General features: G+C 55.9%; 19 protein-coding genes and 1 pseudogene. 12 read left to right on the top strand and 8 right to left on the bottom strand.

The genetic code is table 11. From position 1 onward, the window contains the following. The first annotated feature begins 111 nt into the window (after window positions 1-111). Both ACR0E6_RS10450 and ACR0E6_RS10445 read left to right on the top strand, forming a co-directional pair. Window positions 112-789, top strand: a complete 678-nt coding sequence (locus ACR0E6_RS10450; RefSeq protein WP_480582985.1) for a DUF1353 domain-containing protein — start codon at window positions 112-114, stop codon at window positions 787-789. Between the two features lie 158 nt (window positions 790-947). Next, window positions 948-2,549, top strand: a complete 1,602-nt coding sequence (locus ACR0E6_RS10445; protein WP_480582982.1) for a trypsin-like serine protease — start codon at window positions 948-950, stop codon at window positions 2,547-2,549. Window positions 2,550-3,296: 747 nt separating this feature from the next. Here ACR0E6_RS10445 and ACR0E6_RS10440 read toward each other — a convergent pair. Together ACR0E6_RS10440 and ACR0E6_RS10435 are read right to left on the bottom strand one after the other, a co-directional pair. Beyond that, a complete protein-coding gene (locus ACR0E6_RS10440) occupies window positions 3,297-4,607 on the bottom strand; it encodes a sensor histidine kinase (protein WP_480583162.1) in 1,311 nt (436 codons plus the stop codon). Between the two features lie 53 nt (window positions 4,608-4,660). Beyond that, entirely contained in the window at window positions 4,661-5,329 is a 669-nt protein-coding gene (locus tag ACR0E6_RS10435; RefSeq protein WP_480582979.1) for a response regulator transcription factor, read from the bottom strand. A 139-nt stretch (window positions 5,330-5,468) separates the two neighbouring features. Here ACR0E6_RS10435 and ACR0E6_RS10430 point away from each other — a divergent pair, with 139 nt between their 5' ends. From ACR0E6_RS10430 to ACR0E6_RS10410, 5 genes are all read left to right on the top strand, one after another. Continuing rightward, window positions 5,469-6,557, top strand: a complete 1,089-nt coding sequence (locus ACR0E6_RS10430) for a tricarboxylate transporter (RefSeq protein ID WP_480582976.1) — start codon at window positions 5,469-5,471, stop codon at window positions 6,555-6,557. A 76-nt stretch (window positions 6,558-6,633) separates the two neighbouring features. Further along, the gene (locus ACR0E6_RS10425; protein WP_480582972.1) at window positions 6,634-8,664 is read left to right on the top strand and encodes a tripartite tricarboxylate transporter permease; all 2,031 of its coding nucleotides are present in this window, start codon (window positions 6,634-6,636) and stop codon (window positions 8,662-8,664) included. A gap of 10 nt (window positions 8,665-8,674) precedes the next feature. Continuing rightward, complete coding sequence (locus tag ACR0E6_RS10420) at window positions 8,675-9,763, top strand: 4-oxalomesaconate tautomerase (protein WP_480582969.1); 1,089 nt, start codon at window positions 8,675-8,677, stop codon at window positions 9,761-9,763. 50 nt (window positions 9,764-9,813) lie between these two features. After that, window positions 9,814-10,050 carry a hypothetical protein gene (locus tag ACR0E6_RS10415; protein WP_170456743.1) on the top strand — a complete coding sequence of 79 codons (237 nt, stop codon included), beginning with the start codon at window positions 9,814-9,816 and terminating at the stop codon, window positions 10,048-10,050. Further along, the gene (locus tag ACR0E6_RS10410; RefSeq protein WP_170456740.1) at window positions 10,047-11,027 is read left to right on the top strand and encodes a D-2-hydroxyacid dehydrogenase family protein; all 981 of its coding nucleotides are present in this window, start codon (window positions 10,047-10,049) and stop codon (window positions 11,025-11,027) included. The genes ACR0E6_RS10415 and ACR0E6_RS10410 overlap by 4 nt, the downstream gene beginning before the upstream one ends. On the opposite strand, the pseudogene ACR0E6_RS10405 reads toward ACR0E6_RS10410, so the two are convergent. Together ACR0E6_RS10405 and ACR0E6_RS10400 are read right to left on the bottom strand one after the other, a co-directional pair. Beyond that, window positions 10,996-11,475 (bottom strand): annotated as a pseudogene (locus ACR0E6_RS10405) (AbrB family transcriptional regulator); the annotation flags it as partial. The gene ACR0E6_RS10410 and the pseudogene ACR0E6_RS10405 sit on opposite strands and share 32 nt — an antisense overlap. 161 nt (window positions 11,476-11,636) lie before the next feature. After that, entirely contained in the window at window positions 11,637-12,029 is a 393-nt protein-coding gene (locus tag ACR0E6_RS10400; RefSeq protein ID WP_480582966.1) for a hypothetical protein, read from the bottom strand. A 329-nt stretch (window positions 12,030-12,358) separates the two neighbouring features. Between ACR0E6_RS10400 and ACR0E6_RS10395 the strand changes: the two genes are divergently transcribed. Further along, complete coding sequence (locus ACR0E6_RS10395; protein ID WP_480582963.1) at window positions 12,359-12,562, top strand: hypothetical protein; 204 nt, start codon at window positions 12,359-12,361, stop codon at window positions 12,560-12,562. Window positions 12,563-12,754: 192 nt separating this feature from the next. Here the strand turns inward: ACR0E6_RS10395 and ACR0E6_RS10390 are convergent, their stop codons facing one another. Next, on the bottom strand, window positions 12,755-13,846 hold the full coding sequence (locus ACR0E6_RS10390; protein ID WP_480582960.1) for a hypothetical protein: 1,092 nt from the start codon (window positions 13,844-13,846) through the stop codon (window positions 12,755-12,757). A gap of 310 nt (window positions 13,847-14,156) precedes the next feature. On the opposite strand from ACR0E6_RS10390, the gene ACR0E6_RS10385 reads away from it, so the two are divergent. The 3 genes from ACR0E6_RS10385 (at window position 14,157) to ACR0E6_RS10375 (ending at window position 16,667) form a co-directional block, all read left to right on the top strand. Continuing rightward, the gene (locus ACR0E6_RS10385; RefSeq protein ID WP_480582957.1) at window positions 14,157-14,642 is read left to right on the top strand and encodes a PepSY domain-containing protein; all 486 of its coding nucleotides are present in this window, start codon (window positions 14,157-14,159) and stop codon (window positions 14,640-14,642) included. Window positions 14,643-14,679: 37 nt separating this feature from the next. Next, window positions 14,680-15,339, top strand: coding sequence for a response regulator transcription factor (locus ACR0E6_RS10380; protein ID WP_480582954.1), 660 nt, complete (start codon window positions 14,680-14,682; stop codon window positions 15,337-15,339). Window positions 15,340-15,413: 74 nt separating this feature from the next. Beyond that, complete coding sequence (locus ACR0E6_RS10375) at window positions 15,414-16,667, top strand: sensor histidine kinase (RefSeq protein WP_480583159.1); 1,254 nt, start codon at window positions 15,414-15,416, stop codon at window positions 16,665-16,667. A gap of 466 nt (window positions 16,668-17,133) precedes the next feature. On the opposite strand, the gene ACR0E6_RS10370 is transcribed toward ACR0E6_RS10375, so the two are convergent. After that, complete coding sequence (locus tag ACR0E6_RS10370) at window positions 17,134-17,319, bottom strand: hypothetical protein (protein ID WP_480582951.1); 186 nt, start codon at window positions 17,317-17,319, stop codon at window positions 17,134-17,136. Window positions 17,320-17,976: 657 nt separating this feature from the next. On the opposite strand from ACR0E6_RS10370, the gene ACR0E6_RS10365 reads away from it, so the two are divergent. Further along, a complete protein-coding gene (locus ACR0E6_RS10365; RefSeq protein ID WP_480582949.1) occupies window positions 17,977-19,470 on the top strand; it encodes a cryptochrome/photolyase family protein in 1,494 nt (497 codons plus the stop codon). 243 nt (window positions 19,471-19,713) lie between these two features. Here the strand turns inward: ACR0E6_RS10365 and ACR0E6_RS10360 are convergent, their stop codons facing one another. Together ACR0E6_RS10360 and ACR0E6_RS10355 are read right to left on the bottom strand one after the other, a co-directional pair. Beyond that, complete coding sequence (locus ACR0E6_RS10360) at window positions 19,714-20,496, bottom strand: ThuA domain-containing protein (protein ID WP_480582946.1); 783 nt, start codon at window positions 20,494-20,496, stop codon at window positions 19,714-19,716. A 15-nt stretch (window positions 20,497-20,511) separates the two neighbouring features. Next, window positions 20,512-21,540 carry a LacI family DNA-binding transcriptional regulator gene (locus ACR0E6_RS10355; RefSeq protein WP_480582943.1) on the bottom strand — a complete coding sequence of 343 codons (1,029 nt, stop codon included), beginning with the start codon at window positions 21,538-21,540 and terminating at the stop codon, window positions 20,512-20,514. Between the last annotated feature and the right edge of the window lies 1 nt (window position 21,541).

Here is a 21,541-nt window from a genome sequence, read left to right as displayed (position 1 = left end):
AGCAGCGCCAATGCTCAATAGTCGGATCTGTTTGAATTTTTGCCAAAAACAAGTATCATATACTCTTTAATAGATTGAAAGTTTTTCTAATTTTGGGAGGATAGAACCAATATGAAATTTCCAAAATGCCTGATTTGTCTTTTGATTGCGCCAGTGGTTGCGAACGCAGGTTCATTCACCAACCCCATTGAATATGAAGATGGCTGGTTCCTTGAAGACGGTAGTCCAACTACAGCTGACGATCCAAATCGGTTGCGTAAGATCACCCGTGCAGTTGGATACACAGACAACAGAGGTGACAATTGGGAGGTGCCGGCAGGCAACCTCACGGATGGAGCCAGTATCCCGTGGTACGTGCGGTGGGTTGTCGGAGGAAAGTTCGAACCTGAATTTGAGCGACCGTCGGCGTTGCACGACCACTATGTAACCTATGATCACCGCGTACGCCCCTCTTGGAACACTCATCGAATGTTCTTTGACGCTCTATTGGATGAAAATGTGGAAACTGCCAGGGCCAAGGCGATGTATCTCGCTGTAGTCACATTTGGAGCTTCTTGGACGACGCTGAAACCGGGGCAGCCTTGCGATCTATTGAAGGACTGCGTGCGAACTTCTGACGAATATGTTTCAGTCGAGTATTTTCCAGGTGCACCGTTCACCCCAGAGCGGCTTGAAAAGCTACAAGCGCTCGTTTCAGAGATTAATGCTGACACTGAAGTTCAGGATTTGAACCATATGGCTATGGAGGCTCGTCGCGATCTAAAGCTGCCTCTGGGCGATGATCAATGATACCATGGGCCGCTGGTTGGGTTTTTCGTAGCGCAAGTGCGCGCGTCTGGGTAGGTCTTGTGCTAGGAGTGTTCGCTAGCGGTGGGGCTAGCGCAGACGAATATTCGTGGCAAGAAAACCCTTATAATGTCTTCTGGCCTGTTTGGGCGAGTGATCATTTGCGCCAGCTGGAGCCTGTTAATGGAACGCCAGCCTATGCCGACTTCGTGTCTGTTTGGAATGTTGATCGAAATCCTTGCAATGCGTACCCAAGCGCGAATGTTGATCAATTGGCTGCAGACAAAGCCATTCGCGTTGAACCACTATTCGTTGGGAAAAACAATCAAGGCCCCTTCCAACGGTTGGGTGGCACCAATTTGCAAGTTACTCAACCTGGTGATTGGGTCCAGTACTATGGGGATCGGTACGGAGTCGACAACCGCGATCTTCTAGATCCGGATGTAGCCAATGGGGTTTTCGTGGACCAGATGCAAATCTATCAATGGCAAGTTAACCCCAGGTCGATGTGGCAGAATAGCGGAGACTACATAGAAAAGTTCCAAGAAGCGCCATGCGACCCTGTTGGTTTTTCTCGTGACCCCATTAATGAGATGAACAACGGTCAGGGTCCGTCGATAACTGGATCTTGGTTTGTAGCAACGCAGGTTTCCTCCGCTGCTGGGCTTGTAGGATGGCAGCTTGGCGCGGGGGACGAAGAAGCTTGCAACCTGAAGCAAGACTTCAGCAACTACTCAATGTGGTTGGCGTGCACCATGCGTAGTGAGGAACGCCAAAACGAAACTGCCGATACCAAAGCAGCACGTGACGCTGTTCAAGCGTTCCTCAACAATTGGTGCGTTCAACCTGATGGTTCAGTGATGTCGCATTGCATACATGGCGGCAAGTCTTTGGCTGTACTGAACGAAATCTTGGATTGTCGCGGCTCTAAAGGGGCAGCATTGAGCGCATGTTTTATGCCGTCGGTAGGTGTTGTTAGCATCTCGGACGAGGAGCTACAGCCGGTTAACCTCTATTGTTCGGCCACGGTGATTAGTCAAAATGCCGTATTAACTGCGGCCCATTGTGTGTGTCGTAGGCCACAAGCAATTGCTCTTGGCACCGAAACCGGCGGGTTTCTAAGCCAATACATAAAAGCTCCCAATGGTGCTTATCTATATACAAGCTCGGGTGGCACAGGCCAAACATCTACTTTGTTCATGATAGATGACGTCAAAACGATTGGTGGGCCAGAACAGTTGAAGCAAGACTGTGAGGTCATGGAGAGAGAGGGTCGGTTTCCCACAGTGCGTGATCTAGCAGTTGTGAGGGTCGCCATACCGAGTGCTTTTGTGGCGAAAGTAACCCAGGCCAATATCGTTCCAAGGCCTGCTCAGCGTGCGGTAATCAACCTTGCTGGATTTGGGCCTGACGAAGCGGATCGTGAGGCGCGGAAGGAAACCCGTCGAGTGATATCCAGCAATTTCATACGTGAAGCGGAAGGAATTGCCTATGTTCAGGATTTGCATTCCGAAACAGGGGACAACGATAGCTGCGCAACAGACAGCGGGAGTGGTGCCTATTTGCGATTGAAGGATGGAACGCTTGGCGTTTTTGCTGTTCTATCGAGCGGTGCACGCTTGTGCGGGGCTCATGAGAGTCAGTACGTTGATCTCGCCTCCGCTGACGCGCGGGCTCTTTTGGCATCGGTTGAGGGAGTAACGATTCTAGAAAGCTATTCGGTTGTTGAAAATATGTCAGACTGCATTGGAACGCGATGTTGAGGGGCGGTTTCCTGAACTGTATCAGAGCCTTAACAAGGCAGTTCCCATAACAGTGAGAGATGGGTTAACTGAAACAAGTGCAAAATTTTTTTTTGAAGCTTCACAACCGGATCGCAAAAGTTTCAATTTTATTGCCGTGACATGAAGTAAGGTCAGAAATGCTTGACGTTTGGGCCAGAATTGAATGACGGATTTCACTGATTTATTGAGGTTTTGGCTGTCGATTGAGTCAAAAATCAGTGACGTTCTACAGTGCTTGTGTCAGGCGACACATAGTTCTGCCACCAGCGACAGAACCTTGCCATTTTCGCCTCACTTCCTTCATCTAACACCTGGACCGATCTCATTGATCCTGACTTCTTTTTGGGAAAATCAGGGCTGATTTGCAGATCAGTCGCCGAAGGCGCCTGTTCCTGCTGATCTGCCACGTGGCGAACGCGGATGGGGGCGAGGCAATGCTATTAGACAATAGTGGTACGGCTCGCAGGCGCAGCCGAGGACACGGTGTTGTCCAATAGGGTTGCCCGAGGGGGAAGGCAGCGTCTTACCCTTACAGCCAGAGGCGTTTGGCTTGTCCAGATACCGATGACCCAAAACAGGTGCAGCGGAGCAGGCTGCGCCTTTACTGTTTGCGCAAGAACGCGTTGTTATTCTAATGAAACTGGCGGAAACCGGTCATTCGCTGTAATCGAAAAATCTCTCTTTGATTGTGACAGGTTTCGGGTTCCGAGCAGAAATTGAAACAAACTACAGGGCTATGGGAAGCTGAATCGTAACGCTTGCTCCTTTTTCGACTTGGTTGATCGCGACCACTCCTCCGTGACGCTTCGCGACAGCTGAGACAATCGACAACCCTAAACCGCTACCTTCGGAATATTCCAGCTGCGAAAATCGACTGAAAACGGCTTCGCTTTGGTCGTGTGAAAGGCCGGTTCCGTCATCAGATACGGTTAGTTTGACGTTCCTCGCGTCACAACGCAGTACAACTGATATTTGCCTCAATTTAGCGCCGCCGTGCTTAAGCGCATTGTCCAGCAGGTTTTTGATAGCCTCTGCCAAGAAGATCCGATCTCCCGAGACCAAGATTGTTGGTTCTGGCAATGTGACTTCAAAATCGATCCCTTTTGTGAGGATATGAACGCCCATGTCAGCGCAGGCCTCTTCCACAACCGCACGGAAATCAATCTTGTCCATCTGATCCTGATGCGTAGGTTGCCGCAACCGCTCCAACGACAATAGCTGCTCGGCGACTGTGGCGGAGTTTTTCGCCGCTGACACAAGTTCGATAATCCGTTTGTCCTTGTCCTCATCCGTTTTTGCGTCCCGCAACGCCTCGGCCATGGACTGAACCGCTGCCGCGGGATTTCGCAGCTGATGCGCGGCTTCTGAGATAAACACCTGATGGGCGTTGATGCTGTGCTCGACCTGTCCAAACAGCCGGTTCAAGGTCTGAACAATTCCATGAACCTCGACCGGGACCGGGCGTCTGATTTCGCTCAGGTCGTCAGGTGAGCGTAGGTCGATCGCATCCTGCAAATCCAGCAAGGGGCGCAACCCGCGTGCGACCCCGAACCACACGACAACGGCAAGGGTGGCCAGCAGAATACCCATCAGGATCCCAGCGCGGATCGACAGTTCGTTGGCAAAAGCGTTGCGGTCCGCAACGCGTTGCCAAGCTGTCACTGTCGCATCGCCTACCAAGTTGTCCAACGTGACCCGCTCGGTCATTTTCAGGACGCGCACCGACTCATCCCGATAAACTGCTTCGAAAAATTGCGGCTGGTACGCGTCCTGCTCTGACGGGTTTGCGGCGGCCGGTGGATATGCATATCCGGTGACGTAGATTCCGCCGGGTCCGGTCACGTGATAAAAAATCTCTCCGCCTGACGCATCGCGGATCAAGCTGCGCGTGGTGGGCGACAAGGCATCGCCTTCTGACACAGCCACGTCGCGCGAAATGGCCAGACCGGCGGACAACAGGCTGTCGTCAAAAAGCTCCTGCGCCGTTTGCTGGGCCACGGTGTAGCGCCAATATCCAAGCAGGATTGCGAGCAGCACCAATGGCGTCAGGATCAGAATGAAAAGCCTGAGCCTGAGTGAACCGTGCCGGATCACTTCAGCACCTCTAGCAGATATCCAAGGCCACGGGCGGTCTTGATCCGGATGCCAAGGTTCTGAAGGCGTTTGCGCAGTCGTGACACATGTGGCTCGACGGCTGAATCGTCGACATCGGCGCCCACGCCGTAGACGTAATCGGTCAACTGACTTTTGGGGACGATCCTGCCCCGCCGTTCCAGCAGGCATTCAAGCACAGCCATTTCCCGACGCGGCACATCGAGAACTTGGCCCTTTGCGCTCACCTGCCGGGCGGTGCGGTCGAACTCAAGATATCCGATGGTCTCGCGCGCGCCATAATCCAGTTGCTTGCGACGGGACAGCGCGCGGATGCGGGCCTCAAGCTCGTCCATTTCGAAGGGCTTCACCAGGTAATCGTCGGCGCCCATATCCAGGCCCGACACGCGGTCGCTGGTCTCGGTACGTGCGGTTAGCAGGATGACAGGCGCGCTGTCGCCCCGGTTGCGCAGGGACCGCAAGATCTCAAGCCCTGACCGACCCGGCAGGTTGATGTCCAGAACGATCAGGTCTGCGCCTTCCTGTTCCAGATACAAATCGGCCGCGACACCATCTGTCAGCACATCAGCGGCATGGCCCCGATCCCTCAGGCGGTAAGCAATGGCGTTGGCGAGGGTCTCGTTATCCTCGACGATGACGATCCGCATTCGGGCTCCTGCAAGTTTCGCGCAAGGTTGGCGCTCCATGATTGCCAGATGGGAGGGGGAATCAACCCCACAGTTCTATTTGCAATCACGGTGGTGCGGAGGGCGCTGACGTGGTTGTCTGGTCAACAGGGAGGAACCAATGGCCATTTCCAACTTCACCCGTCGCGCCGTCGTGGGGCTGATTGCCGCCGCCGGACTCGCCGCACCTGCCGCTGCCGAGGTCGATTTCTCGGGCAAGACCATCGAATGGGTCATTCCGTTCTCGGAAACGGGCGGGTCGGCCAAATGGGCCAACTTCTTTGCCCCGCTTCTGTCCGAGGCGCTGCCGGGTCAGCCGACTGTGGTAGTCAAGTTCATGCCCGGTGCAGGATCGACCAAGGGCGCGAATTGGTTTCAGGAGCAGGAGCACGACGATGGCACCCTGCTGTTTGGCACGTCGGGTTCAACACAATTCCCCTATCTGCTGAGCGACCCGCGTGTGCGCTACGAATACAACGATTGGATTCCGGTTATGGCGTCGGGTACCGGTGGCGTTGCCTATCTGAACGCCGAGGATGGAGCCAAGTTTGATGGTTCTGCCAATGCGCTGAAAGACACCAACTTCATCTACGGCTCGCAGGGCGCGACTCGTTTAGACCTTGTGCCGCTGCTGGCCTGGCAGATGCTGGGCATGAATGTTGAGCCTGTCTTTGGCATCAAGGGCCGCGGTGATGGCCGCCTGATGTTCGAACGTGGTGAAGCCAATATCGATTACCAAACGTCCTCGGGCTATCTGGGCGGCTCGGCCCCGCTGGTCGAGGCTGGTCAGGCCGTTCCGATGATGACGTGGGGCGCGTTGGATGCGGATGGCAATATCGTGCGCGACCCGACATTCCCGGACATTCCAACCTTCAAAGAGGTTTGCGAGGCCACAGATGGTTGCGAAACCAGTGGTGAGGCTTGGGATGCGTGGAAAGCCTTCTTCGTGGCAGGCTTCCCGGTTCAGAAGCTGGCCTTCCTGCCTGGTGACACGCCGCAAGAGGTCGTCGATGCCTATACAGCAGCGTTCCAAGCTGTGACCGAGCGTGGTGACTTTGCGGACATTTCTTCCAAGCGCGTTGGTAAGTATCCTGTGTTTGTCGGCGAAGGCTCGAAATCTGCTCTGCAGACGGCGACCAATGTGGATGACAACGCCAAGCAATACGTCCTGAACTGGCTGAAAGAGGCCTACGGCGTCGAGCTGAAATAAGCTGACACGTCGTCGCGCGCCTAACCAAGGGCGCGCGTTTCTCTACATACAAAACAGTTTATGAAAGGCGGCCGCTATGGAGGTTTTCGCCACCGCTCTACCTGCGCTTGGTGACGCGTGGGGTTTAATCCTGCAACCCATCGTTCTGGGGTATCTCATTCTCGGCGTCGTCATGGGGCTGGCTGTGGGCGTCTTTCCGGGGCTTGGCGGTATTGCCGGTCTGTCCCTGCTGTTGCCTTTCATGTTCGGAATGGACCCGATCCTTGGTCTGGCGCTGATGATCGGGATGGTCGCGGTGGTGCCGACGTCGGACACTTTTGCGTCCGTCCTGATGGGCATCCCCGGCAGCTCGGCCTCGCAGGCGACCGTGCTGGACGGCTTCCCCATGGCGAAAAAGGGCGAAGCGGCAAGGGCGCTGTCGGCGGCTTTTTCCTCGTCCCTCTTCGGCGGGCTGGTCGGCGCGACCTTCCTGACCATGTTCATTCTGATCGCGCGGCCCATCGTTCTGGCCTTCGGCCTGCCCGAGATGTTGATGATCACAATTCTCGGCCTGTCGATGGTCGCCATTTTGGCCGGGCGGATCCCGCTGAAAGGAGTCGCCGCCGCCGGTCTGGGCCTGATGGTCGGCACGATTGGTGAGGCGGATGCAGGCGGTTCGCTACGCATGGCGACTTATGACATTCCTTATCTGACGGACGGCCTGAAGCTGGTTATCGTTGGCCTGGGAATCTTTGCGGTGCCCGAGATCGTATCGCTGCTGCGTCAAGATCGGTCGATTGCCAAAGGGGCCTCACTGGGCGCCGGTTGGCTGGACGGTGTCAAAGACTGGTTCGCAAATATATGGCTGTCGGTGCGTTGTTCGATCATTGGCGTGATTGTTGGCGTCATACCCGGCCTCGGCGGCTCGGTTGTCGACTGGATTGCCTACGGCCATTCGGTTCAATCCACCAAGGACAAGAACAATTTCGGCAAAGGCGAAGTGCGCGGAGTCATCGGCCCGGAAAGCTCGAACAACGCCAAGGAGGGCGGCGGGCTGGTGCCAACTTTGCTGTTTGGCATTCCCGGTTCCGGCTCAATGGCGATCTTTATCGGCGCGGTGGCCCTGCTGGGGTCTGGCGATATCGAGGTCGGTCCAAGCATGCTGAAAGACAATCTCGACATCACCTATTCAATCGTTTGGCTGCTGGCGCTGGCCAACGTCGTGGGCACGATCTTGTGCATCGCGGCATCGGGCGGGATCGCCAAGCTGACCACGATCCGCTTCACCTATCTGGCCCCGTTCCTGTTCATGCTGATCAGCTTTGCGGCCTTCCAGTCCGGTCAGAACTTCGAAGACCTGCTGGCCTTGTTCGTGATCGGCCTGATCGGCATCTTCCTGCGCCGCTTCGACTGGTCGCGCCCCGCCTTCCTGATCGGTTTCGTTCTGTCGAACCCGGTTGAGAAGTTCACCAATCAGGCGTTCCAGATCGCCTCATTCCGGTTCCGCAAAAGCTTTGGCGAGGGGATGGAGTATGTCTTCAGCCCCATCGTGATCGTCCTGATCGTTGTCACGGTTGTTTCGGTCATTCTGGGTATCCGGCAGGCCAAGATGATCATGGCCGAGGGTGATGTTCAGGCCGGTACCAAACGCGCGCCGCTTATCTTTCTGCTGGTGATCATGGCCTATCTGATCGTCGCTTTGGTCAACGCCAACATGATCCCCGACTACAATATGACCGACAAGATCATCCCGCTGGTGATCGGCAGCGTCTCGCTGTTCTGTTGCGTGATCCTTCTGATCCAGATGATGCGGCGGCCCGAGGGTGACGCGATCTTTGCCGACAAGGAAATCGCCGGTGAAGACGCCAGCGCACCCCACGGTCTGTGGTCCACTCTGGCATGGTTCGCCAGTTTGATCGCGGCCACGTGGGTGGTGGGCTTCATCCTCGCCCTGATAGGGTTCCTGATCGCCTTTCTCCGTATCCGCGCCGGGTCCAGCTGGCAGATGACTCTGATCCTGACCGCCTGCGGCATCGGGTTCATGTGCCTGATGGCGGGCGCTCTGAACCGCGATTTCCCGCCGGGTCTGTTGCAGGACATGGTCAGCCTGCCCTGGCCGTTGAAGTGAGGGGTTCAAAATGACTCAAACCGCAATCCCTTATATGCTGATGCGTGGCGGCACGTCGAAAGGCCCGTATTTCCGTCGCTCGGATTTGCCCGAGGATCTGGACGCGCTGGCCGAGGTGCTGATAGCCGCCCTTGGTTCCGGGCAGTCGCTGAACATCGACGGCATCGGCGGCGGCGCGGCGGTGACCACAAAAGTCGCGATGCTGTCGGTCAGTGAGGATGAGTGGGCCGATATCGACTATTTCTTCGCTCAGGTCTCGGTCGAGGACAAGCTGGTCGATTTCAAACCGACTTGCGGCAACATCCTGTCCGGGGTTGCCCCTGCGGCTATCGAGATGGGCCTGTTCAAACCGCAGGGCGATGAAACTGAAGTTCGCATTCGGGCCGTCAACACTGGGGCTCGGGTCGTGGCCAAGGTGAATACACCCGGGGGCGAATTGACCTATGAGGGTGATGCGGAGATCGCCGGCGTTCCCGGTCATTCAGCGCCGGTGCAGTTGAGTTTCATGGGCGTGGTGGGCTCGGCCACCGGAGCGTTCCTGCCTACGGGCAACCTGCGCGATGCAGTTCAGGGCGTCGAACTGACCTGCATGGATGTCGCTATGCCGATGGCTATAGCCCGCGCCACAGACTTCGGATTGACGGGCTATGAGAGCGCCAAGGAGCTGGACGCAAACCGCGCGTTCTTTTACCGGATGGAGGCCGTTAGGATCGAAGCAGGGCAGCGGATGGGTATGGGGGATGTGTCCAAATCGGTCACCCCTAAGTTCGGCCTTGTTGCTCCGGCCAGAGAGTGCGGAACGCTTGCGGTGCGGTATTTCATGCCGTGGAAAACCCACCCGACCATGGCGGTCACCGGCGCGCAATGCATGGCGTCTTGTGCTTTGACGCCCGGAACCGTCGCCGACGGTTTGCTGGATCGCCCCACTAAAAGCCCAGCCGAAGTTGTTCTGGAACACGCCTCGGGCAAAATAGACGTGCTGGTCAATTTCTCTACCGACGAAGGTTTCACCGTGAACGCGGCGGGCTTAGTTCGAACTGCGCGCAAGTTGGCTGACGGGCATGTTTATGTGCCGCAATCTGTTTGGGACGGGAGTTGATTAGGTGGCAGCCATAAAGTATACCATGGTATACAAAAGAGGAGGTCACGATGGTCGACTATTCGGAATGCCTCGGTATCGCGCGTCTGGAACTAAAGCTGGCGCAAGCGGCCTTGCGGCGAGATATGGCAGAATACCCAACGCCGATCGCCGGGTGTGATGAGCAGTTCAACCATCTGCTGGATCAAAGCGAACGGGTCCGAAACGCTCTGGCCGCCCTTGACGCACCGCATTTTGTCCCGACGCCAAGAAAACTGAACACCGAGCAGGGTATAGAAAGCCGATGAAGGTCCACATTCTTGATGACTGGTTTGGCACGCTGCGTGGCCTGCCTTGCTTTGAGAAACTCACCGCTCATGAGGTGACGGTATGGACGGATCATGTCGAAGACGCTGACACTCTGGCCGAACGACTGCAGGACGCAGAGGTGCTTGTCCTGTTCCGCGAACGTACCAAAGTCACCCGCGCCTTGCTGGAGAAATTACCAAACCTGAAACTGATCAGCCAGCGCAGCGTTTATCCTCATGTCGATGTTGAGGCCTGCACAGATCACGACGTGCTGCTGTGCTCAAACATGCATGGCGGGACGCCGTCTTATGCTGCAGCCGAACTTACTTGGGCGTTAATCATGGCCGGGATGCGGAATTTGCCCGCACAAATGGCCTCGGTCAAAGCAGGGCACTGGCAGGCGGGCGTGGGCAAGACGCTGAGGGGGCGTCAGTTGGGGCTCTATGGCTATGGCCGCATTGCTCGCGCCATTGCAAGTTATGCCGAGGCCTTTGGGATGAATGTGGTCTGGTGGTCATCCGTAGAAGGCCGGGCGCGTGCGCAGGCGGATGGCGCGCAGGTCGCGCCCAGCCGTGAAGCGTTCTTTGGCAGCAGCGATGTTATCTCGGTCCATGTGCGCTTGAAACCGGATACGCGCGGGATCATCACCGCATCGGATTTCGCACAGATGCAGCCGGAGGCGCTGTTTGTGAACACCTCGCGAGCCGGGCTGATCGCACCTGGTGCTTTGCTTGAGGCGCTGAACGTCGGTCGCCCCGGCAAAGCGGCGATTGATGTGTTCGATTCCGAGCCACTGATTGATCCGACCGACCCGCTTTTGTCACATCCCAACCTGATCGCGACCCCACATATCGGCTTTGTCACTGAGGATGAGTTCGACCTGCAATTCGCGGATATTTTCGATCAGGTGAACGCCTATGCCGAAGGCGCTCCGATCCACATGATCAACCCCGAGGTTTGGACCAACGCAGAATAAGGTTTGCGGCGATGGGCGCACCAATGATCACTAACACGATCCTTGTCAGATGGTGGGTGATCACAAAGCCCAAATCCGCGCCCGAGACGATGGCCAGCACCGTCATCTCTGCCTGCCCACCGGGCGCGAAGGCCAGAAACGCCTCGACAGGTTGGCCCAGTCCCAAGGTGGTGACAACGGCGGTGAAAGCGGCTGCCAGGACGGCAAGGACAATGACATAGGCGAAGCCCGCTGCCACTACCCGGCGTAGTTCGACCCATGTGACACCTACGAATTTCACACCAATTCCGCAGCCAATGAAAAACTGCGCTGCAAGGATGGCCTCGCGAGGCGGTCGGGTATGAATGAAGTCGCCCAGTGACAAGGCTGCCGTCAGGATCATTGGCCCCAGGATTGACGCCCCGAACAGGCCGATCCGCTCTCCGCCTTTCCAGCCGACAATGGCGGCCAGATCTGATCACTATTTTGGCCGAGCGCGGGGCCCTGGACCATCTGAACCCCAAAGAACTCTCAAAGCTGAGCCAATATCCCGTTCAAGCCCATTGCTCCGTTTTCGGTTTGCGTCCGAACGACGGCCAACCGTGCATACTTAGTCAGTGAAGCAGACAGTTAGTTAAGAATATCTGCTATGGCACCTATCAGGTTCAACACCTCGTGCGTCTCTCGGTTCACCTGATACACATAGTCTCCGGCACGCACATAATAGCCGTTTCGCCGCAGTCCATATCGGCTGGGATTGTCGATACGCACATACCCATCGTAGATGTAATCCCCAACCCGATATCGTTTGACTTGGCCTGGCGGTACGCATGGAACCGCTTTCTTGGCCAATCCCGGTGGGCAATGTTTTGCTTTGGATTTCACCATAACGGGCTGCAGTGCCGTGTTTATATCGATAATATGTTTAAGATTGTGAGAACGAGCGTCGAAGCTCGCGCTCGAAACAGGCGCGGTCTGAGCGATGAATAACGTCGCCGCGAATCCCAATGCCGTTTTCATCATTTTTTGCCTCCTTTGGCGTCATATCCCAGTTATGATCTCCGTCCGGATTTAGCCAACCCATAGGCGGAGAATGGCTTGTCGATGGCGACTTGTGCTATGCCGCGTTGGTTTTTTCGCACGACATTCTCACCAAACGACCTTCCAAATCGTCAAACCGGGAGGGGTAATAGCAGGGTCGGGCGGCCAGACAATTCATTTGTTTTTGTCTCGTAAACAACATTAACCGAAGGTGAACAATGTATTCTCAATGCGTTCAACCAAGCTTGGGCATAGTGATCGAGTTGGATCGAACGACACCTAGTTCGTTTGGTGGAAACAAGGGGAATAAGATGGTCAAGCCTGCCTTTGTGACTGAAGACGACAGCAGAGCTGCTGCGATGCTAACCGCCGGTAAATCTGTTGAAGAGCGTCTGCAAACCACGATGAATTCGAGCAATGGTCGCTTCCCTCCTGTCGAAAATGCACTGACAGAGATTATTAAAAACAAGCGGCTATCCGAGGCTCACCAAAACGTCCTAAGGCGAGTCAGCTGACCCCCGAACAATTCTCGATTTCGTCCTAAATATCGGAATTGTACCTAAATCCCGTCCCATCTTGGGGCGGGGTTTTCTTTGTGCGCGCCGCGATTGCCGAAAGCCAACACTTAAAGTGTCGAAAGGCCCTTGACCGTCCCGGCTTTCGGGACGTCCAAGAGTGGAGGTCAACAATGGGCAATCAGCTTCGGTTCATAGTCCAAGAAGCGATTTAACCTGCGCTTCAACCGCGTCGGTGACCGGTTTGTTGGCGGCTGCTTCCAAGGCTTCACGTTCAGCCAGGTCCTGCTCTTCAACAAGCTCTGCAAGTTCCTCTGCCTCTTCGACAGCTTCATTGTAGTCAATGGCGGCCTGTCTTTCGTCATTTAGGTCCTGGGCTTCCTCGATCGAGTCGTCCAAAGCGGCCTGGGCTTCTGCCAGCTGCGCTTCGATGTCAGGATCTGTACCACCCGCGTCTTCCAAAGCCTGCTCAAGCTCTTCAACCTTGTCTCGGTTGGCTTGAACGTCGCCCAGCGCGGCTTCCAAATCATCCTCGATTTCTTGAACTGACCGGTCTGGTTGTTCCAGTCCTGCAAGAACCTCCAACTGTTCTTCCAGTTCCTCACGCAATGGCTCACCTGCCAGCACCGTGTCTCGGTACTTGGCTATTCTGCCAACCCGTGAATTGGGTGCGGCATTGGCCAGTGCAGTTGGGCTAGCATTGGCCGCGTTAAGCGCGCCCAGTTCCGAGGGATGAGCGCCAAGTAGCGCTGCAAGACGGTTGCCTTTGGTTCGGGAAACGGGGCGTTTCGACTCATCCACAATTACAGTCTCGCGAACCGTTTTTTGCGCCTTGGCCTTTTGCGCTCCACGTGTTGTCGTGGCGCCCTTGCGAGTGGATTCTGTTTTGCGGGCTTTGCTTTTCCCTTTGAACAAGTCCTTCAGAGAGAACCCTCCGCCTTTCTTCTGACCGGACCGAGCAGACTGAGACTTTGTTTTACTCTGTCCGGATTTCCCGGCCTTGCTGCCGCCACGGCTTTTGTCGGCCCCTTTCCCGCGACCGCTATTGCCAGCAGAGCTGCGATCCCCGCTGTCGCCCTTAGCGCCGTTGCCGTTTCCGCCCCCGTTGCCGCTGCCACCACCATTACCGTTGCCGCCGCCATTGCCATTGCCGCCGCCATTGCCGTTGCCTGGCTTGGCAAAGGCAAAATCGGGAGTTGCGACAGTGGCGACAATGGCCGTTGAGCCCAGCAAGGCGATTGCGATTGTCGAGGCTTTCAGCAGTCCGCAATTGGTGGTTTTCATCTCAATCTCCTCACAACTCACAGCAACGGCCGTCAGCATTCACAGCTTAGCCGCTGTATCCGGGCAGCATGTTCCCTGGTCGAATCAACAAAGTTGGGCTGCATTAAACTTGAGGTCGCTTGAACGCAGGGCTAACTGCTTGTTCATCATCGGTTCATGTCCGGCCTTATAGTCTTCGTCGACTGTGTTTGAGGGTGTAATGCAAGCCAAAGTGTTATTTCTGGTTGTGGCTTTGCTGACCGTCTTGTCCGGAGGGCAAGCGGCGGCGGACGCGCGTGAACTCAAACAGTCTGAACTGCGCATGGCGACGTTGTCCGGCAGCGCAATACGGCTGAACCGTGTCATCAAGGGCGTGGAAAAAGCCTTCGGTGGAACGCCAGTCGACGCGCGCGCATTCAAAACGGACAAGATTTACTATCGTATTCTGGTCAAAAAGCCGGGCGGAAAGATCGTCAGTGTGATCGTAAATGCCCAAACCGGCACAGTCGTCTCGAACCGTTCAAGTATCGGGCGCGAGATTTCCGAGGCCGCACGCAATTCAACCAAATCCAAAAGCAATAATGGTCAGAGCGCCTCTGCCACCCGTGGAAACAGCGCAGGTCGCAGCAATGCCGGCGGCAACAGCAACGGTGGTGGCAACGGTAACAGCGGTGGCAATGGTAACGGTGGCGGCAATGGCGGTGGCAACGGTAACGGAGGCGGCAATGGCGGCGGAAACGGGGGCGGCAACGGCGGTGGAAATGGCAACGGTAATGGCGGCGGCAATGGTGGCGGAAAAGGCGGCGGTAAAAAATAGCGTGAAGCTGACGACCCTTTACCTATAGTCTCTCGATATGCGAATACTCCTTGCTGAAGACGAACCCCAGCTTTGCGAGCAAGTGAAAAAGCTGTTGGGTGCGGAAGGCCGCGTGGTCGACGTGGCAACTAATGGTACGGATGCCCTGCATCTGGGGTCGACTGAACCGTACGACATGATCATCCTCGATATTGGCCTGCCCGAGCGTGACGGTATCTCGGTCCTGCGTGAATGGCGCAACGCGGGCGTTAAAACCCCGGTTTTGATCCTGACTGCCCGGGACGGCTGGAGCGAACGTGTCGACGGCCTGGATGCCGGCGCGGATGACTATATGACAAAGCCGTTTCACATGCCCGAGCTGGCCGCGCGGGTTCGTGCCATCTTGCGGCGCCAGAGCGGCCAGTTGAACCCTGTAATAGAAATGGGGGATGTCTCACTGGATACACGAAACGGTCGGGTCAGTGTTGCAGGCATTCCTGTCGATTTGACCGCGCAGGAGATCGCAGTTCTGACATATCTGGCGCACAACATAGGTCGTATGGTGTCACGCACTGAGTTGTCCGAACATATCTACGAATATGACGGCGACAGAGATTCCAACACGATTGCCGTATTCGTTACTCGCCTGCGCAAAAAACTGGGCTCTGATTTGATCACCACCGTCAGGGGGCGCGGCTACATGATCGATCCAACCTGATGCTCTCGTTGCGTCAACGGGCCTTACTCGGTGGTATCGCCTCGGGAGCTTTGTCGGTAGGCGTTGGTACGTTGGTGGTGTTTTCCTACATCAATACGCGCGTTCTGGATCAGTTCGACGGAGCGTTGCAGGACCGGCATACCCAACTTGTCGTTGGTCTCAGCGCCACCACGGATGACCCTGAAACCTTGCGACAATTGGTGTTCGACCCGGCCTATGGCACGCCTTACTCGGGACGCTATTGGCAAGTAACGGACAGTGCCGGGGCCATCTATACGTCTGCCTCGCTCTTCGATGAAACGATTGCCGAACCTCCAAGCGCAAGTGGCGAAACAACCGTTTGGAACACCATGGGCCCGGATGGTAAGGCCATTCGCAGCGTCTACCAGAAGATTACGTTCGAAGACGGGACGGAGTGGGGCGTAACAGTCGCCGAAAGCAGAAGCGAACTGATCAACGAACGCAGCGCTGCACAAAGAAACTTGTTACCGGTCTTCGGCTTGGTCGGTTTGATCGGCGTGGCCGGTTCTCTTTTGCTGATGTCCGCCATTGTCGGCCCGCTCAGGAAATTGCGCGCCGATGTGGCCCATCGCTGGGATCAGGGCGATGACCTGGTTCCCAAAGACTACCCGGATGAGGTTTCCCCCTTGGTGGAAGATCTCAATAAATTGCTGCATCGAAATCGCGAAATTGTCGCCGGTTCGCGAAGGCAGGCGGCGGATCTGGCGCATGCGCTTAAAACACCAACGGCCATATTGCGAAACGAATTGGCCGAACTGGCAGACGCCGGAGCACATACCGAGCCCGCGGAAGAGGCCCTGACCCGAATAGACGCGCAGCTTAGCCGTTCACTCGCGCGCATGCGTGCATCAAACACCGGAGAGTTGACGCATTCCAGGACAGACCTATCGAATTCGGTCGAACGGCTGTCCCGACTGTTCTCGGTCATGGCAGAGCGCGAGGGGAAGACGCTTGTCTCGGATTGCGAGGCTGGTCTTCGCGTCCGAATGGACCCTCAGGACATCGAGGAAGTGATCGGAAACCTTCTCGACAACGCCCTTAAGTGGAGCCGGGCAACATTCCAAATCACCGCGAAACGCACGGACAGCGGTATCGAACTTTGCGTCGAGGACGATGGACCCGGTATTCCGGAAAGTGCCCGAGATGAGGTCCTGCGTTCCGGCAGTCGGTTGGACACCTCTGTAACGGGAACAGGGTTGGGCCTGTCTATTTCCGTGGATTTGTTGGTTGCTTATGGTGCGAAGCTAGAACTCGGAGCATCGAAACGTTTAGGCGGCTTGGCTTGTGAAGTGACGATTGATCTATGAGAAAAGCGTATCGTCAAATGTAGCTGGCGTCTCGGCTCTGTTCCCACACTACGCTAAAGTCTCTGGTTAATTCAAAAGTAGACCTTGTAGAAGTTGTAGGGAGAAGGGGCAACAAGGGACGCCCCTCAGTTCAAATTGGCCTGGACTACGGCTTCAGATATTTACTGATAGCCGCAATACCTGCTTCGGCGCAGATGTCTTCGAATTCCTTGCCATCTGCATCCTCACCAAGAGAACCGACAATTCCGATGCAACCGATGACGGCGCCTTCGTAAACGATCGGGATGTCCTCTGAGAGGGTAACCAGGCCGAATTAATTGAAGACAGCACCTAACGTAGGTTCATGCTCATTTTGGGCCTCAATCACCGAGGACGCTTCGCGGCGTGATGCGGCCGTGGTTGCTTTGCGGCTGCTGGTGTGAACGGTGTGGGGAAACGCGCCTTCGCGTATCAGTTGGACGCGGGGCTACGCGCGTTGGTTTGCGACCGTAACTGTGGTGGCAAATCCCATACCTGCGCAGCTTTGAGATGCGACTGTGGCCGCAGTTTGTGCCCGTTCTAGGGGAATACTCATTTCCATGTACGGATCGGCCAGCGCAGCGCCGGTCAGCAAAGCCGAGGAGAAACAGGGTGTCTTGGCAAACATATTCATTTTGACGTCCTTTTCCGAGAGGTAGTTGGGCGAGTGGTTGAAAGGAAGGATCTGCACTGGCCGTCGTTTTGCAGTTTTAAACGTGGCTCTGCGAAACTAATTTGGACCAGCTCTACACACGCGTTGACGAGGTCGTGCGTTTATGCGGCGCACATCTTATGTCGCACGAACCGGCAGGTGTATTGGGGATGTTGGCAGGTCTCCTCAGCCAATGGGTAAGGCGACGCTCGGATTTGCTAGGGATGCATTGAACAGCATGCTGGCAAGCTCTGACATGCGGCCTCAGCCCGTCGATGACTGGAGTGTACCGATCCTTGCAGCCGCCCAACAGATCGGGGTGCGAACCGTCGCTACCGCCTATCCACCCATCGGTCCCGTAAGGACGCGTTTGGACAGAGCCGAACCCAAATTGGCCGAGGCTGGTGTTTCGCTGCACCGGGTGAGGCGCAATTACGATAGTGTCGCCTGGCCCTACGCAAAATCCGGCTTTTTCACTTTGAAAAAGAAAATCCCAACCATTCTGGCAAATCTGAACTTGTTGCGATGAATCGTTCCGGCGCGCGCAAACGGCGGCGACCGGGGCAAAAGAAGAACAATTATTTGCCAAAGGTACGGCGTGTCATACTTCGCTTCTAAATAGAACGTGCCGGAACGACCATGCCCATTGCCACAATCCTTCTGCCCAACCAGCTATTTACCGATCATCCGGGTTTTGCAGAGCCCCCGGACCTGGTGGTTTTGTTCGAGGATCCATTGTTCTTTGGCGACGCGAGGTATCCCGCGCGGATGCATAAGCAAAAGCTCTGGCTCCATCGGGCCAGCATGGCGCGTTTCCAGCAGGATTTGATCGCCAAAGGTTTGAATGCCGAAATTTACCCTTATGAAATGCGGACAGATGCTTGCAAACGTCTGTTTCAGCGGCTGGCAAGGACAGGGATTTATCGCGTCGTGATGGCGGATCCGGTGGATTTCATTGCGCGAAATCGAGTCGAAAAGGCCGCAGAGATTGTGGGTATCGCTCTGGAGATACGTCCATCGCCCGGCTTTCTGAACACAGGTGCAGATAACGCGGCGTGGATCACAGGCCGAAAACGTTGGTTCATGGCCGAGTTCTACAAAAGTCAGCGTCGTCGTCTGGATGTCTTGATGGACGGCGATCAACCAATGGGGGGCCGGTGGAGCTTTGACGGGGATAATCGCAAAAAGGTTCCAAAAGCGCTGCTTGGCAGTTTGCCGTGGATTGATTGGCCCACGCATGGCGCCGTTGACCAGGCTGCAAAGGATAGCGTGATCTCTGAGTTTCCGGACGCGCCTGGGTCGCTGGACAGGCTTTACTATCCGACATCGCATGGGGCCGCAGCGGATTGGTTGCAACAATTCCTCGAACGCCGGTTTCGTCAGTTCGGCGATTTTGAAGATGCCATCGTTGAAGGGGAAGGCTGGCTTTGGCACGCTGTTCTGACACCCGCGCTGAACATCGGGCTGCTGACGCCCAAACAAGTGCTGGACGCGACGCTTGAACACGCGCAGACACGGGATATCCCCCTCAATTCGGTCGAGGGGTTTATCCGACAGATCATTGGCTGGCGAGAGTTCATGCGCGCCACCTATGAACATCTTGGCGTCGAGATGCGGACCACCAATCATTGGGGCCACAGCCGCAAGATGCCCGCCTCTTTCTACAATGGCACCACCGGCATCGACCCGATTGACGACACAATCGGGCGCATTCTGCAGACTGGTTATTGTCATCACATCGAACGGCTGATGGTTCTGGGTGGTTTTATGTTCCTGTGCGAGATCGACCCTGATGAAGTTTATCGCTGGTTCATGGAGATGTTCGTGGACAGCTATGACTGGGTCATGGTTCCAAACACCTATGCCATGAGCCAGCACGCCGATGGTGGGCTGATGACCACCAAACCCTATTTTTCGGGTTCAAACTATATCCGGAAGATGAGCCATTGGGGCAAAGGCCCTTGGGCAGAGGTTTGGGACGGCCTGTATTGGCGTTTCATTTTCAAACATCTGGACAGGCTTGCACAAAATCCGCGCTGGTCGATGATGTGTAAAACGGCAATACGGATGGATTCGGAGACCAAGAAAAAGCACCTGATCGTCGCCGAGGTTTCTCTGACTCGGCAGCAATGAAAGCGCTACCGGACATTGACCTGTTACCCGATAGAGTCTGTTACGAAGTCCGTTCCAGAATGGCCGAAACGGTGTTTCTGGCTTGTTTTCGCCAAACCAAAGAGGTTCAGGCTTTGGCTCAAGGATCTATTCGGCCACACATCTTCAGCATTTGCGGGTACGGTTGCCATCAACAGTGATATCCGGAGTAGTTGGGCAAAGGCGATCAACCTTGGCTTTAGTCAAGTTCTCGACAAGACGCATCTAGCGAAACCCATCTTCCCCGTCCGAGTGCAGTTTTGGACCGCGTTCTTCGATAGGTTCAATTGCGTTTTCAACCGTTCGATTGGGCGCCGCTTGGACATCGGTGATGCGTGTTGTGGATGGTTTTGCCCATTTCACCGCGTTGCGGAGAACCAGTCGAACAGTCTCGTCATGATACGTGGGATAGGTTTCGTGCCCTGGCCGGAAATAGAAGATGTTACCGGCCCCGCGGCGGTAGGTCAGGCCTGACCGGAAGACCTCGCCGCCCTGAAACCAACTGACAAAAACCGTTTCAAGCGGGTCCGGAACGCTGAAAGGCTCGCCGTACATTTCTTCATGCTCGAGTTCGAAATAGTTCGGCAGCCCTGACGTGATCGGGTGTCCGGGGGCTGTCACCCAAAGGCGTTCGCGCTCACCAGCTTCGCGCCAGGTTAATGAGCATGGCGTGCCCATGAGTTTTTTGAAGATTTTGGAAAAATGCGCCGAGTGTAACAGGATCAAGCCCATCCCTCCCCAAACGGCATCTGCAATGCGATCCACAACCTCGTCCGAGACGTCGCCATGTGCGGCGTGCCCCCACCAAAGCAGCACGTCAGTTCCGTCCAGTCGGCTTTGGGGCAAACCATGTTCCGGTTCCTGCAAAGTTGCGGTTGTCGCTTCGATTTCCGGGTCTTGGTTGAGCGCGCCGGCGATACAGTCATGCATACCACGGGGGTAAATCGAGGCGACTACCTGATTGGTCTGTTCGTGGACGTTTTCGCCCCATACGACGGCGCGGATCATGATGAAAGGCTCCGATTAGCGGTTGTTTCGTGGCGCGGCGGTGCTTGCACGTGGGATTAGTTCGGGGGCGATGATGATCGGTTGGTCGGCCCCTTCTTCTTCGTTCAGGATCGACACGAGCTTTCGGCAAGCCAGACGTCCCCAGTCGCGGCGTGGTAGGCGTATGCTGGACAGGCCCGGGTTGAAAATGGCGGCATAGGGCATGTCGTCATAGCCGATGACAGAAATATCTTCCGGCACCCGCACTCCGGCGCGCACCAGCCCGTGCAGCAATCCGGTGGCTGTTTCATCGTTGTGAACGAATACCGCAGTCGGCAGATTGCTCGATGCCAGCAATTGCTCGGCTGCCTCCAGACCATAATCGACCGAGAGCTGACCCATCAATTCACGGTCTTTTTGCAATGGGATGCCCGCGTTTTTCAACGTCTGGTTAAAGCCGTGATAGCGGCGCTCGAACCCATTGGTGTGTAGCGGTCCACACACCTGAGCGATATCGCGGTGCCCTAGTTCTATGAGGTGCCCGGCGGCCAGGCGCCCGCCCAAGACGTCATCCGTTCGCACTGTCGGCAGATCAATTTCCTTGTGCCCGCCGCAAGAAACAACCGGCGGGCCTGAATAGGCGCCGTTGGCGTCGCTGGGCAACAAATCCTCGAGAAAGCCGTTTGTGTTCAGGATCAGCCCGCCAGCCTTGTTCATCAACAGCATGTCCGAGAACGCGCGCTCGCTTTCGGCGTCTTCCGAGGTGTCGCCTATGAGAAGGACGTAACCATGCGCGCGCGCTTCTTCTTCGATGCCCTTGAAGAACTCGGCGAAAAAGGCATTCGTGATCTCAGAGACCAGAACGAGCAGGGTTTTACTGCGTCCGCGCCGCAAGTCACCTGCCGCCTGATTGGCCCGATAGCCCAGCCGTTTCATGATCTCGAACACGTGCTCGCGCGTTGCGGCTTTCACATCGTCCGGGCGCGACATGGCTCGACTGACGGTTGCGATCGAGACACCAGCCTCGCGAGCCACATCTTTGACGGTTGGACGCTTTGAACTCATA

It is taken from the genome of Ruegeria sp. AP12 (assembly GCF_056540025.1).
The sequence above is the reverse complement of the archived record's forward strand: the minus strand, read 5'-3'. Positions and strand labels throughout refer to the sequence as shown.